The organism is Bacillus halotolerans, from assembly GCF_001517105.1.
Classification (GTDB): domain Bacteria; phylum Bacillota; class Bacilli; order Bacillales; family Bacillaceae; genus Bacillus; species Bacillus halotolerans.
Map to the genome: position 1 here is coordinate 340,560 of NZ_LPVF01000001.1, position 13,041 is coordinate 353,600.

Sequence of the window (13,041 nt, forward strand, 5' to 3'; positions counted from 1 at the left end):
GGTAAGATAAAACTTAAAGTAATTCGGGCTTTGTATACGTAAGGATCCTGTCCTTTTTCCATGGAGGGCAGTTTTTAAGTGGTAAATCACGACATTACTGAAACAGCAATTAGAAGGAGTTTGAATAATTTGACTATAACGTTTCAAGATTTTCAATTAAGTTCTGATCTCATGAAGGCAATTAACCGTATGGGATTTGAAGAAGCAACGCCGATTCAGGCACAAACGATTCCGCTCGGACTTTCAAATAAAGATGTCATTGGACAAGCGCAAACAGGTACAGGTAAAACAGCTGCGTTTGGTATACCCCTTGTTGAGAAAATTAACCCCGAGTCTCCTAATATTCAAGCAATCGTAATCGCACCAACCCGTGAATTAGCCATTCAAGTATCTGAAGAATTATATAAAATCGGACAAGATAAACGTGCGAAAGTTCTTCCTATTTACGGTGGGCAGGATATTGGACGACAAATCCGGGCGTTAAAGAAAAATCCGCATATCATTGTCGGAACACCGGGACGTCTTCTTGACCACATTAACCGCCGCACGATTCGTTTAAACAATGTAAATACAGTTGTAATGGATGAAGCGGATGAAATGCTGAATATGGGGTTCATCGACGACATCGAATCTATTCTTTCAAATGTGCCGAGCGAGCATCAGACGCTTCTGTTCTCAGCTACAATGCCAGCGCCGATCAAACGCATTGCAGAGCGTTTCATGACTGAGCCTGAACACGTAAAAGTAAAAGCAAAAGAAATGACTGTTTCTAACATTCAGCAGTTCTATTTGGAAGTACAGGAGCGTAAAAAGTTCGACACACTGACTCGTCTTCTTGACATTCAGTCTCCTGAGCTTGCGATTGTATTCGGACGTACAAAACGCCGTGTTGATGAACTGGCAGAAGCCCTGAACCTTCGCGGATATGCAGCTGAAGGAATTCATGGTGATTTAACGCAGGCGAAACGTATGGTTGCGCTTCGCAAATTTAAAGAAGGTGCAATCGAAGTACTTGTTGCAACTGATGTTGCAGCTCGCGGACTCGATATCTCAGGTGTTACACACGTGTACAACTTCGACGTGCCTCAAGATCCTGAAAGCTATGTTCACCGTATCGGAAGAACAGGCCGCGCAGGTAAAACAGGTATGGCGATGACGTTTATCACACCGCGTGAGAAAAGCATGCTTCGCGCAATTGAACAAACAACGAAACGCAAAATGGACCGCATGAAAGAGCCGACACTTGATGAAGCGTTAGAAGGCCAGCAGCAGGTTACAGTTGATCGTCTTCGTACGACAATCAGCGAAAACAACTTGAACTTCTACATGACAGCGGCAGCTGAGCTGCTTGAAGATCATGATGCAGTGACAGTGGTTGCAGCGGCTATCAAAATGGCTACAAAAGAGCCGGATAGCACACCAGTTCGCTTAACAGACGAAGCGCCGATGATCGGCAAACGCTACAAAAACCAACGCACTTCTAAACGCAGAGACGGACAAGGCGGCGGTTACCGCGGCGGTAAAGGGAAAAGCAGCAACCGTTCTTCCTATGATAAAAAGCGTTCAAACGATCGCCGTTCTTCAGGTGACAGACGCCAGAAAAAATCATACTAATTCTGTAAAGAATTTAAGAGCCTAAAACATGAGTTGTTTTGGGCTTTTTTTATGTTCAAAAATTCATGGCCATTAAGCAAACTTTCAGCTGACGGCACCGTTTTTTCTATGTATGCTTAAAGATGAAACTTTTTCTGCATATGTGCGTATAAGTAACGATGAGAAAAACGGGAGGTAGGTATTTTGAGAAAGCAGCCAAAAAACCAAATCAGTCCAGACGGATTAAAGGTTTGGCGACTTCAAGAGATAATCATATCCGCTGTCTGCTTGCTTATTGTCATAGCAGTTGCAGTGTTAAGTTATTTTTTCCATTGGCCGTACTGGATTAGCGGCGTGCTCGGCGCAGTTTGGCTGCTGGGTTCGGTTGTGACGATTTATCTGATTCCAAAGATCCGGCACAAAGTGTGGCGTTATGAAGTTCATGAAAACGAAATAGATATTCAATCAGGTATCTTTGTTGTGACACGCGTGATCGTGCCGATGGTCAGGGTTCAGCACGTAGACACCTCGCAAGGGCCGTTATTAAGAAAATACAATCTGGCAACAGTGAAAATCTTCACGGCGGCAACTGTGCATTCGATTCCTGCTTTAGAGATAGAGGAAGCGGATCAGCTGAGAGACTCCATTTCGCGCCTGGCAAGGGTGACTGACGATGATGTCTGAACCGAAACGCCTTCACCCGGCGGCAGTCATTTTGAATTTATCCCATACCATTATTCAAACGATAAAAAATATTATTCTGCCATTCTTTTTTGTGTATATCGTTAACTCAAATCATACTGTCCGTTTTTACGGAGCCATCGCGCTCGGCGTTTTGTTCATCTGGCTCGTAGCGGCAAGCATCATCAAATGGAGAAAGTTTTCCTATCGAATCGAAGATGATGAATTCAGAATCGAGGAAGGCTTGTTTGTGACGAAAAAGAGGTATATATCGATTGATCGGATTCAATCGATGAATACGAGTGCGGGTGTGGTCCAGCAAATTTTCAAGCTTGTCAAACTGCAAATTGAAACGGCTGGCGGCGGCAAAGAGGCGGAAGCGGTATTGTCGGCTATTTCAGTTGAAGAAGCTGAGAGAATCAAAGAAGCCGTATTTAAGAAAAAAGCAGAAAGAAATCCAATCGATACCGATGAAGGCCTGTCAGGAGATAAAGAGGCGCTCCCGGATGCAGGGCCGCAGGTGAAATACAGCATGAATGCAAAAGAATTACTTATGGCCGCTTCAACTTCCGGAGGAATCGGCGTGATTATTTCTGCTGTATTTGCGCTCATTTCTCAGCTGGATGAGGTGCTGCCGATGGATTGGCTCTTCAAAAAATTCTCATTTCTGCAGCACGCCAACATAGGCATATACGCCGTGCTTATATTTATTGGTTTGTTTATCACCTGGATTCTCAGCATAGCCGGCATGATGTTCAAATATGCTAACTTTCAAATCGTTAAAAAAGAGCAGGAATTGGTGATTTCAAGGGGTATTATTGAAAAACACCAAGTCACCATACCGCTTCGCAAAATACAAGCCATCAAGATAAAAGAAAACATCATCCGCCAGCTTTTCGGTTTTGCGACGGTGTCAATCGTCAGCGCGGGCGGAGGAGGAGACCCGGAAAAGGCAGAGGGCGCTTCGACCATTCTGTTTCCGATGATTCACAAAAAAAAGCTTCCCGGCATGCTGCGTACTTTTACGCCGGAATACACGCTGGAAGAAAATCGCCGCCATCTGCCGCGGCGCGCACTGAAGCGGTACTTATTCCGCTCAATCATTTTCTCCATCTTTTTCATCATTCCGCTGTGTATTTTCTTTCAGCCATGGGGTTATCTCTCGATTGTTCTGCTGCCGATTGAATTGTTTTTCGGGTATCTTGCTTATAAAGATGCTGCCTGGGTGATCAGCGGAGAACGTCTCCAGCTGACATCGAGATTTATCGGCAGAACGACTGCAATTGTGTTGAGAAAGCGAATGCAGGTATGCAAAGCGAGCCAATCTTATTTTCAAAAGAAGGGGAAGCTGTATACCATTTCCACCTCCGTAAAATCGTCAAGCCATATGGAAGAATTAACGGTGAGAGATGTGGGAGAAGAGGATGCAGATATCATTTTAAACTGGTACTCATATGAAAAAGCGGACGGTTAATACCGCCGCTCTTTTTTTTGCACACATAAAAAAGACAGGAGAAACCCGCCGCAAAGTCCAAACAGGTGGGCCATCATGTTAATATTGGAGTTGATAAACGACATGAGAACGGCAAAGGCAAGCAATGTGATAATCATTTTGGAGTTGTCCTGCCCGATCAGCTCTTTACGATAAAGAACCATAAACAGATAAACGCCGAACAGCCCGAAGATCGCGCCGGAAGCTCCGACATGCACATAATCAAGCGGTTCTGTAAAATACGTGCCGATGTTTCCGATCATTCCGGAACCTGCATACACAAGAAGGAAACGCGCTTTTCCGAGCATTCGTTCCAGAGCCGGCGCAAATAAAAAGATGGACATGGAATTAAACAGCAGATGGGTAAACCCTGCGTGAAGAAAAATCGGCGTGACCAGCCGCCACCATTCACCGTTAGCGACGCCAAGGTTATAGCCTGTGACAGCGTCTCTCCACAACACGACTGAAGGAACAGGAAGTGAAAAGAACAGCCAGAGAACGGCCTGAGCAGCCAATATAAAGGTGACAACGGGATAAAGCCTGATAAAGGTTTGAAAGTTTTCAGTCCGTATAAACATGCCGAGCCCCATTTCATCATTTTGGTATTTCTATAGTAACACGTTTATGAGACAAACCATTCAAATAGTACAAGCGCAAAGGAGGGTGTAAAACATGATTTACGGTATAGGATTAGACATCGTGGAGCTTAAGCGGATCGCTGCAATGGCCGACCGCCAGAAACGATTTGCCGAGCGTATTTTAACAGGCGGCGAACTTGCTCAGTATCATGAGCTTTCTGAGAAAAGAAAAATTGAATTTCTCTCAGGAAGATTTGCGGCAAAAGAAGCTTTTTCGAAAGCATTCGGCACAGGAATCGGCAAGAATCTAAGTTTTCAAGACATTGAAGTGACAAAAGATTCGAATGGCAAGCCTTTTATTGTTTGCGCAAAGCTGAGCCAAGCCGCTGTTCATGTATCAATCACTCATACGAAGGAATATGCAGCTGCACAGGTTGTCATTGAAAGGTTGTCAAGCTAGTCTGCATATTAGGGACACCCCTCTCATATATTTGATAATGCATTAAGGGAGACGAGTTGTTTGAGGCTTTTATGGTACGCCTCTGTTCTGTTTAACCTTGTACCGAGCGTACCGTTAAAGTCAAACAAGCGATTTCTTCCTTTTACATCAATTGAGAAAAAGGGGTTGAAAAAGGTGAGAAAAAGCTTTGTTTTGCTTTTAACGGGACTGCTGGCTGTCCTTATTCTTTCTGCCTGCGGACAAAAATCACAGGAAGATGTCGTTACCGGGCTGGACGAGAAGGCGAAAGAATATACCTCGTACAAAGCAAAAGCAAAAATGACCATTGAGACAGGGAGTGACCCGCAAGTATACAATGTGGAAATCTGGCATAAAAAACCGTCTCTGTACCGGGTCTATCTGGAAAATCCGAAAAAGGACCAAAACCAAGTCATTTTACGAAATGAAAACGGAGTATTTGTTCTCACACCGTCTTTAAATAAGAGCTTCAGGTTTCAAAGCGACTGGCCAAACAACAGCAGCCAAGTCTATTTGTTTGAATCGCTTGTAAAGGATATTCAAAACGATTCGGATGCAGTCTTCACTTCAAAAGAATCAGAATACGTATTTGAAACAAAAACGAACTATCAGCATAACAAAATGCTTCCGACACAAGAAATCACATTTAACAAGAAGGACATGAGCCCGCTATCTGTCAAAGTCATGGATACCGACCGAAAAGTGATGGTGAAAGTAGAGTTCAGCAGCTTCCAATTCAATAAGCAATTCGACAAAGAGTCCTTTGATGAAAAGAAAAATATGACCCTTTCTCAAATGGATGTCGCCACTAGCGCGAAGCCTTCCGACTCTTTTGCCGTCAAAACGCCGCTTGAACTGCCGCTAGGCGTAAAACTGCTTGAGGAAAAAGATATTTCAACGGAAGATGGCAAGCGTGTCATCATGACTTACGGCGGAGAAAAATCGTTCACCTTAATTCAGGAAAAAGCCCAGGTTGCGAAAGCGTCCTCCTCAGTCACGCTGAACGCGGAACCGGTTAATCTCGGCTACACAATCGGCGCTTTGTCAGATGCCTCGCTAACATGGACTTACGAAGGTGTGGATTATCTTCTGTCATCAAAAGATCTTTCACAAGAGGAGATGGTGACAGTCGCCAAAAGCATGAAGGGACAATCATCCAAATAATCTCCTAAAGGCCGAATCGAATTTGGCCTTTTTTTCGTCAGGCAGAATTTCACTTTGCCCTATAATTTTAGTATGATATGTAAATGATATTGAATAAACGCTAGGAAGTGTCATAAATGAGCACAAAACCTTTTTACAGAGACACGTGGGCGGAAATTGACCTGTCCGCGATTAAAGAAAATGTCAGTAATATGAAAAAACACATCGGTGAACATGTCCACCTGATGGCGGTTGTGAAAGCAAATGCCTACGGACATGGGGATGCAGAAGTAGCGAAGGCGGCTCTTGAGTCAGGTGCTTCATGCTTAGCCGTGGCGATCTTGGATGAAGCGATTTCTCTTCGCCAGCGGGGCCTGAAAGCGCCTATATTGGTGCTCGGCGCGGTTCCTCCGGAGTATGTGAAAATCGCGGCGGAATACGACGTGACGTTAACGGGTTATTCTGTTGAATGGCTTCAGGAAGCTGCGCGCCACCTCAAGAAAGCTTCCCTTCATTTTCATCTGAAAGTTGATACGGGAATGAACAGGCTCGGTGTGAAAACAGAAGAAGAGATTCATCACGTGATGAAAATTCTGGAGCGCAACCCAGGCTTAAAATGCAAAGGGGTCTTCACTCATTTTGCGACTGCTGATGAAAAACAAAGAGACTACTTTCTGATGCAGTTTGAACGCTTTAAAGAATTGATTGCTCCTCTGCCTTTAAAGAAACTGATGGTTCACTGCGCCAACAGCGCCGCCGGCCTGCGTCTGAAAAAAGGCTTTTTTAACGCGGTCAGATTTGGCATCGGCATGTACGGATTGCGTCCGTCAGCGGAAATTACCGATGAAATCCCGTTTAAACTGCGTCCCGCATTCACCCTGCATTCGACCTTGTCGCATGTCAAAAAGGTACATAGAGGGGAAAGTGTCAGCTACGGGGCGGAATACACAGCGGAAAAAGACACATGGATCGGAACGGTGCCCGTTGGCTATGCGGACGGCTGGCTCCGCCAATTGAAAGGAACAGAGATACTCGTGAAAGGAAAACGGCTGAAAATCGCCGGCCGAATCTGCATGGACCAATTTATGGTGGAGCTGGATCAGGAATATCCGCCGGGCTCAAAAGTCACATTGATCGGCTGCCAGGGGGATGAATATATTTCCATGGATGAGGTCGCAGGCAGGCTCGAAACCATTAACTACGAGGTGGCTTGTACAATAAGTTCCCGCGTTCCCCGTATGTTTTTGGAAAATGGGAGTATAATGGAAGTAAGAAACCCTTTATTGCAGGGGAATGCAAGCGAATAGCTCATATCACGATAGAATTTTTAAAACAGCTTTGCTTGAAGAGTGAATAATGGTATCATTATCACTGGATGGATAAAAGAGTCGTATCCGTAAGTTTGGTGGAGGTGTATGTTTTTTGTCTGAATCCAGCGCAAGAACCGAAATGAAAATCAGCTTGCCCGAAAACCTAGTAGCTGAATTGGATGGTGTAGCGATGCGGGAGAAACGAAGCAGAAACGAACTGATATCACAAGCAGTGAGAGCCTATGTCAGCGAACGAACAACTCGTCACAACCGTGATTTGATGAGACGCGGCTATATGGAAATGGCGAAAATCAACCTGAACATTTCTTCCGAGGCTCACTTTGCGGAGTGCGAGGCTGAAACGACAGTTGAGCGCTTAGTCAGCGGAGGATAATCATTTGATTGTGAAACGCGGCGATGTTTATTTTGCTGATTTATCTCCTGTTGTTGGCTCAGAGCAAGGCGGGGTGCGCCCGGTTTTAGTGATCCAAAATGACATCGGAAATCGCTTCAGCCCAACTGCTATTGTTGCAGCCATAACAGCCCAAATACAGAAAGCGAAATTACCAACCCACGTCGAAATTGATGCAAAACGCTACGGTTTTGAAAGAGATTCCGTTATTTTGCTGGAGCAAATTCGGACGATTGACAAGCAAAGGTTAACGGATAAGATTACTCATCTGGATGATGAAATGATGGATAAGGTTGATGAAGCCTTACAGATCAGTTTGGCACTCATTGATTTTTAGTAATATTTACCTAGTTGCTCAAATAGAGCAACTTTTTTTGTTTTCAAAAAACATTAACGATATAATAGTGGAATAACGAAAAAATATGTTATTTTTTATCGGGAGGTAAGCGAATTTGATGTCGAATCAGACTGTCTATCAGTTCATAGCCGAGAATCAAAATGAACTGCTTCAATTGTGGACTGACACACTAAAAGAATTAAGTGAACAAGAATCATATCAGCTGACTGACCAAGTTTATGAAAATATATCTAAAGAATATATCGACATTCTGCTTTCATTTGTTAATGATGAAAGCGCTGCTGAAAGCCAAATCAGCGAACTGGCGCTGAGAGCCGTCCAAATCGGACTTTCTATGAAGTTTCTGGCTACGGCGCTTGCTGAATTCTGGAAGCGTCTCTACACGAAGATGAACGATAAGAGATTGCCAGATCAAGAGAGTACGGAATTAATCTGGCAGATTGACCGCTTCTTCAGTCCGATTAATACAGAAATTTTTAATCAGTACTCCATCTCATGGGAAAAAACAGTATCCCTGCAAAAAATCGCACTGCAGGAGCTTTCTGCGCCGCTGATCCCGGTTTTTGAAAATATAACGGTTATGCCGCTGGTCGGAACGATCGATACGGAACGCGCAAAACGAATTATGGAGAATCTGCTTAACGGCGTTGTCAAACACCGTTCCCAAGTCGTGCTGATCGATATTACCGGTGTGCCTGTCGTCGATACGATGGTTGCCCATCATATTATTCAGGCGTCTGAAGCGGTAAGGCTTGTCGGAGCGAAATGCCTGCTCGCCGGAATCCGTCCGGAAATTGCTCAGACCATCGTCAATCTGGGCATTGATTTATCCCAAGTTATTACTAAGAATACCCTGCAAAAAGGAATTCAAACAGCATTGGAAATGACGGATCGAAAAATCGTTTCATTGGGGGAATAACATTGTGAGACATCCAAAAATCCCGATCTTGAAACTGTATAATTGCTTATTAGTGTCCATTCAATGGGAACTTGATGACCAGACAGCATTAACCTTTCAAGAAGATTTATTAAATAAAATATACGAAACAGGTGCCAACGGGGTCGTCATTGACCTGACATCTGTGGACATGATTGATTCATTTATCGCCAAAGTGCTGGGCGATGTCATCACAATGTCTAAGTTAATGGGCGCAAAAGTTGTCTTAACAGGCATTCAGCCCGCCGTTGTGGTGACGCTGATTGAACTTGGAATCGCGCTTGAGGAAATCGAAACGGCGCTCGACTTAGAGCAAGGGCTTGAGACATTGAAGCGGGAATTGGGGGAATAGCGAATGAACGACCAATCCTGTGTAAAGATCATGACAGAATGGGATATCGTGGCCGCCAGACAGCTGGGACGAAACGTTGCAAAAGAGCTGGGTTTCGGCACTGTAGACCAGGCAAGGATCACAACGGCTATATCAGAATTAGCCAGGAACATTTATTTATATGCCGGCAAAGGCCAGATTGGAATTGAACAGGTCGCAGACAGAGGAAAAAAGGGCCTGAAAATTATAGCGGAAGACAAAGGGCCGGGGATTCCTGATATCCGAAAAGTCATGGAAGACGGGTTTTCAACGTCAGGCGGACTGGGAGCGGGACTTCCCGGCGTGAAAAGGCTGATGGATGAATTTAGCTTAAATTCCGTAACGGGGGAAGGAACAGAGATACAAGCCATAAAATGGCTTCGGTAGGAGGTTAGAAAGTGGATTTTAGGGAGGTTATTGAGCAGCGGTACCATCAGCTGCTTAGCCGATATATAGCCGAATTAACAGAAACATCTTTATATCAAGCCCAAAAATTCAGCCGAAAAACAATCGAGCATCAAATTCCTCCGGAAGAAATCATCAGTATTCACCGAAAAGTGCTGAAGGAGCTGTATCCGAGTCTCCCGGAAGATGTTTTTCATTCGCTGGATTTTTTAATAGAAGTCATGATTGGATATGGAATGGCTTATCAAGAGCATCAAACCCTCAGGGGGATACAGCAGGAAATTAAATCAGAAATTGAAATCGCAGCTAATGTACAGCAGACGCTTCTGGGAACAAAAATTCCGGAGGAAGAAGCGCTGGACATTGGCGCGATCAGTGTGCCCGCCAAACAGATGAGCGGTGATTATTACCATTTTGTTAAAGACAAAGAGTCCATTAATATTGCCATTGCTGATGTCATCGGCAAAGGAATTCCGGCAGCTTTATGTATGTCTATGATTAAATACGCGATGGATTCTTTGCCGGAAACGGGCATTCACCCTTCACAGGTGCTGAAAAACTTGAATCGCGTTGTTGAACAAAACGTTGATGCCAGTATGTTTATTACGATGTTTTATGCCAATTACAATACGGACAATCATCGATTTACATACGCTTCAGCGGGACATGAACCGGGATTCTACTATTCTCAAAAAGACAATGCATTTTACGATTTAGAAGCTAAAGGGCTGGTTCTCGGGATCTCGCAGGATTATGACTACAGGCAATTTGACCAATATCTCGAAAAAGGAGATATGATTGTTTTATTTTCTGACGGCGTTACAGAATGCAGGACGGAAAACGGTTTCTTGGAGCGTCTCGATATACAGAAGCTCATTGAGGAACATATGTGTTGCTCTGCGCAGGAAATGGTCAAAAACATATATGACAGCCTCCTCAAATTGCAGGATTTTCAGCTTCACGATGATTTTACGTTAATTGTTTTAAGAAGAAAGGTTTAGCGTTTGCCAGCCGAGGGTATACAACAACTATGATTTAAAGGATACTTTGAGGTGATATGAATGAATATAAATGTTGATGTGCGACAGAATGTGAATGATATACAAGTAAACATTGCAGGAGAAATTGATGTGTATTCAGCTCCGGTTCTCAGAGAAAAACTCGTTCCTCTGGCAGAACAAGGCGCTGACTTAAGGATTTGCCTGAAGGATGTCAGCTACATGGACAGTACCGGGCTTGGCGTCTTTGTAGGTGTATTTAAAACAGTGAAAAAACAAGGCGGTTCGCTCAAGCTTGAAAATCTGTCTGACCGCCTGATTCGTCTGTTTGAAATTACAGGTCTAAAGGACATCATTGATATTTCTGCAAAGTCAGAAGGTGGAGTGCAATGAAGAACAAAGCTGATTACATCGAAATGAAAGTGCCGGCTCAGCCTGAATACGTAGGAATTATACGGCTGACTCTGTCAGGCGTCGCAAGCAGAATGGGCTATACGTATGATGAAATTGAAGATTTGAAAATCGCAGTGAGCGAAGCGTGTACAAATGCGGTTCAGCACGCATATAAAGAAGACAAAAACGGGGAAGTGTCAATCCGATTCGGTGTGTTCGAGGATCGTTTAGAGGTCATTGTGGCGGATGAAGGCGACAGCTTTGATTTTGATGAAAAGCAGCAGGATCTTGGGCCGTACACACCTTCACACACAGTCGATCAATTATCAGAAGGAGGGCTCGGTCTATATTTAATGGAAACGCTCATGGATGAAGTCAGAGTGCAAAACAACTCCGGCGTCACCGTAGCGATGACAAAGTATTTAAATGGGGAGCGAGTTGATCATGACACAACCATCAAAAACTACGAAACTAACTAAGGATGAAGTCGATCGGCTCATAAGCGATTACCAAACAAAACAAGATGAACAGGCGCAAGAAACGCTTGTGCAGGTGTATACAAATCTGGTTGATATGCTTGCGAAGAAATACTCAAAGGGCAAAAGCTTCCACGAAGATCTCCGCCAGGTCGGCATGATCGGGCTTCTCGGCGCAATAAAACGCTACGATCCCGTGGTGGGCAAATCGTTTGAAGCTTTTGCGATCCCGACAATTATCGGGGAGATTAAACGTTTCCTTAGAGATAAGACGTGGAGCGTTCATGTTCCGAGACGAATCAAAGAACTGGGGCCGAGAATCAAAATGGCGGTCGATCAGCTGACGACAGAAACACAAAGGTCGCCGAAAGTGGAAGAGATTGCTGAATTCCTCGATGTATCAGAGGAAGAGGTTCTTGAAACCATGGAGATGGGCAAAAGCTATCAAGCCTTATCTGTCGATCACAGCATTGAAGCAGATGCGGACGGAAGCACTGTTACCATTCTCGATATCGTCGGATCACAGGAGGATGGATATGAACGGGTGAACCAGCAAATGATGCTGCAAAGCGTGCTTCATGTCCTTTCAGACCGTGAAAAACAAATCATAGACCTAACGTACATTCAAAACAAAAGCCAAAAAGAAACTGGGGACATTCTCGGTATATCTCAAATGCACGTCTCGCGTCTGCAGCGCAAAGCTGTGAAGAAGCTCAGAGAGGCCTTGATTGAAGATCCCTCCATGGAGTTAATGTAATGATCCAGGTTGAAGAAAACCAGCATATTCAAACCCTTGTATACCAATTGAATAAAGAAGGAAAATCCATTTGCGGCGACAGCTTTTTTATGAAAGCTGATGATAAAGAATTAATTTGTGCGGTAGCCGACGGACTTGGAAGCGGATCGCTTGCCAACGAATCTTCTTCAGCAATCAAAGACTTAGTGGAAAACTATGCGAACGAAGACGTACAAAGCATTATCGAACGCTGTAATCAGGCGATGAGAAACAAAAGAGGGGCGACAGCTTCTATCTTAAAAATCAACTTTGAACAAAGGCAGTTTACGTACTGCTCCGTCGGAAATGTACGTTTTATCCTGCATTCCCCGTCTGGTGAAAGCTTTTATCCTCTGCCGATTTCAGGCTATTTATCAGGCAAGCCGCAAAAATACAAAACGCACACCGCTACCTATGAAAAGGGTTCTAAGTTCATTATACATACAGATGGACTCAACGTACCCGATATCCGCTCCCACTTAAAAAAAGGCCAATCGGTAGAAGAGATATCTAATTCACTGAAAATGTATACGACATCAAGAAAAGACGATCTGACATATATTCTTGGGCAGCTGTCCTAGAAGAGCAGAAAAAAGAAGCTGGGAAAGCTGGCTTCTTTTTTTATGTGTTTTTTTCTGTTTT

17 protein-coding genes are annotated in these 13,041 nt (G+C 44.1%); 16 read left to right on the forward strand and 1 reads right to left on the reverse strand.

What is annotated here, in order from left to right:
* Window positions 1–129: 129 nt before the first annotated feature.
* The 3 genes from cshA to AU387_RS01590 all read left to right on the forward strand — a co-directional run bounded on the left by cshA (window position 130) and on the right by AU387_RS01590 (window position 3,748).
* The gene (cshA, locus tag AU387_RS01580) at window positions 130–1,614 is read left to right on the forward strand and encodes a degradosome RNA helicase CshA (RefSeq protein ID WP_024120291.1); all 1,485 of its coding nucleotides are present in this window, start codon (window positions 130–132) and stop codon (window positions 1,612–1,614) included.
* A gap of 183 nt (window positions 1,615–1,797) precedes the next feature.
* Window positions 1,798–2,277, forward strand: coding sequence for a PH domain-containing protein (locus AU387_RS01585; protein WP_044161741.1), 480 nt, complete (start codon window positions 1,798–1,800; stop codon window positions 2,275–2,277).
* Window positions 2,267–3,748, forward strand: a complete 1,482-nt coding sequence (locus AU387_RS01590; RefSeq protein WP_059334532.1) for a PH domain-containing protein — start codon at window positions 2,267–2,269, stop codon at window positions 3,746–3,748. The genes AU387_RS01585 and AU387_RS01590 overlap by 11 nt, the downstream gene beginning before the upstream one ends.
* Here AU387_RS01590 and AU387_RS01595 read toward each other — a convergent pair.
* Complete coding sequence (locus AU387_RS01595) at window positions 3,745–4,344, reverse strand: rhomboid family intramembrane serine protease (RefSeq protein ID WP_024120294.1); 600 nt, start codon at window positions 4,342–4,344, stop codon at window positions 3,745–3,747. The two genes, AU387_RS01590 and AU387_RS01595, sit on opposite strands and share 4 nt — an antisense overlap.
* 94 nt (window positions 4,345–4,438) lie before the next feature.
* On the opposite strand from AU387_RS01595, the gene acpS reads away from it, so the two are divergent.
* The 13 genes from acpS to rsbX all read left to right on the forward strand — a co-directional run bounded on the left by acpS (window position 4,439) and on the right by rsbX (window position 12,980).
* Window positions 4,439–4,804, forward strand: a complete 366-nt coding sequence (gene acpS, locus AU387_RS01600) for a holo-ACP synthase (RefSeq protein WP_059334533.1) — start codon at window positions 4,439–4,441, stop codon at window positions 4,802–4,804.
* 165 nt (window positions 4,805–4,969) lie between these two features.
* Window positions 4,970–5,986, forward strand: a complete 1,017-nt coding sequence (locus AU387_RS01605; RefSeq protein WP_082687822.1) for a LolA family protein — start codon at window positions 4,970–4,972, stop codon at window positions 5,984–5,986.
* Window positions 5,987–6,102: 116 nt separating this feature from the next.
* The gene (gene alr / locus AU387_RS01610; RefSeq protein ID WP_059334534.1) at window positions 6,103–7,272 is read left to right on the forward strand and encodes an alanine racemase; all 1,170 of its coding nucleotides are present in this window, start codon (window positions 6,103–6,105) and stop codon (window positions 7,270–7,272) included.
* Window positions 7,273–7,387: 115 nt separating this feature from the next.
* Window positions 7,388–7,669: a type II toxin-antitoxin system antitoxin EndoAI gene (endB, locus tag AU387_RS01615; RefSeq protein WP_003225183.1), complete on the forward strand. Its 282-nt coding sequence runs from the start codon at window positions 7,388–7,390 to the stop codon at window positions 7,667–7,669.
* A gap of 4 nt (window positions 7,670–7,673) precedes the next feature.
* Window positions 7,674–8,024, forward strand: coding sequence for a type II toxin-antitoxin system endoribonuclease NdoA (gene ndoA, locus AU387_RS01620; RefSeq protein ID WP_003156187.1), 351 nt, complete (start codon window positions 7,674–7,676; stop codon window positions 8,022–8,024).
* A 115-nt stretch (window positions 8,025–8,139) separates the two neighbouring features.
* Entirely contained in the window at window positions 8,140–8,964 is an 825-nt protein-coding gene (gene rsbRA / locus AU387_RS01625; protein ID WP_082687807.1) for an RsbT co-antagonist protein RsbRA, read from the forward strand.
* Between the two features lie 4 nt (window positions 8,965–8,968).
* Window positions 8,969–9,334: an RsbT antagonist protein RsbS gene (rsbS, locus tag AU387_RS01630; protein WP_059334535.1), complete on the forward strand. Its 366-nt coding sequence runs from the start codon at window positions 8,969–8,971 to the stop codon at window positions 9,332–9,334.
* Window positions 9,335–9,337: 3 nt separating this feature from the next.
* Entirely contained in the window at window positions 9,338–9,739 is a 402-nt protein-coding gene (gene rsbT, locus AU387_RS01635) for a serine/threonine-protein kinase RsbT (protein WP_024714447.1), read from the forward strand.
* An 11-nt stretch (window positions 9,740–9,750) separates the two neighbouring features.
* Complete coding sequence (rsbU, locus tag AU387_RS01640; RefSeq protein WP_044161721.1) at window positions 9,751–10,758, forward strand: phosphoserine phosphatase RsbU; 1,008 nt, start codon at window positions 9,751–9,753, stop codon at window positions 10,756–10,758.
* Between the two features lie 60 nt (window positions 10,759–10,818).
* Entirely contained in the window at window positions 10,819–11,148 is a 330-nt protein-coding gene (rsbV, locus tag AU387_RS01645; RefSeq protein WP_024120301.1) for an anti-sigma factor antagonist RsbV, read from the forward strand.
* Entirely contained in the window at window positions 11,145–11,627 is a 483-nt protein-coding gene (gene rsbW, locus AU387_RS01650) for an anti-sigma B factor RsbW (protein ID WP_024120302.1), read from the forward strand. The genes rsbV and rsbW overlap by 4 nt, the downstream gene beginning before the upstream one ends.
* Window positions 11,593–12,381, forward strand: a complete 789-nt coding sequence (sigB, locus tag AU387_RS01655; RefSeq protein ID WP_024120303.1) for an RNA polymerase sigma factor SigB — start codon at window positions 11,593–11,595, stop codon at window positions 12,379–12,381. The genes rsbW and sigB overlap by 35 nt, the downstream gene beginning before the upstream one ends.
* A complete protein-coding gene (gene rsbX / locus AU387_RS01660; RefSeq protein ID WP_044161719.1) occupies window positions 12,381–12,980 on the forward strand; it encodes a phosphoserine phosphatase RsbX in 600 nt (199 codons plus the stop codon). Before sigB ends, rsbX begins: the two co-directional genes overlap by 1 nt.
* Window positions 12,981–13,041 lie beyond the last annotated feature (61 nt).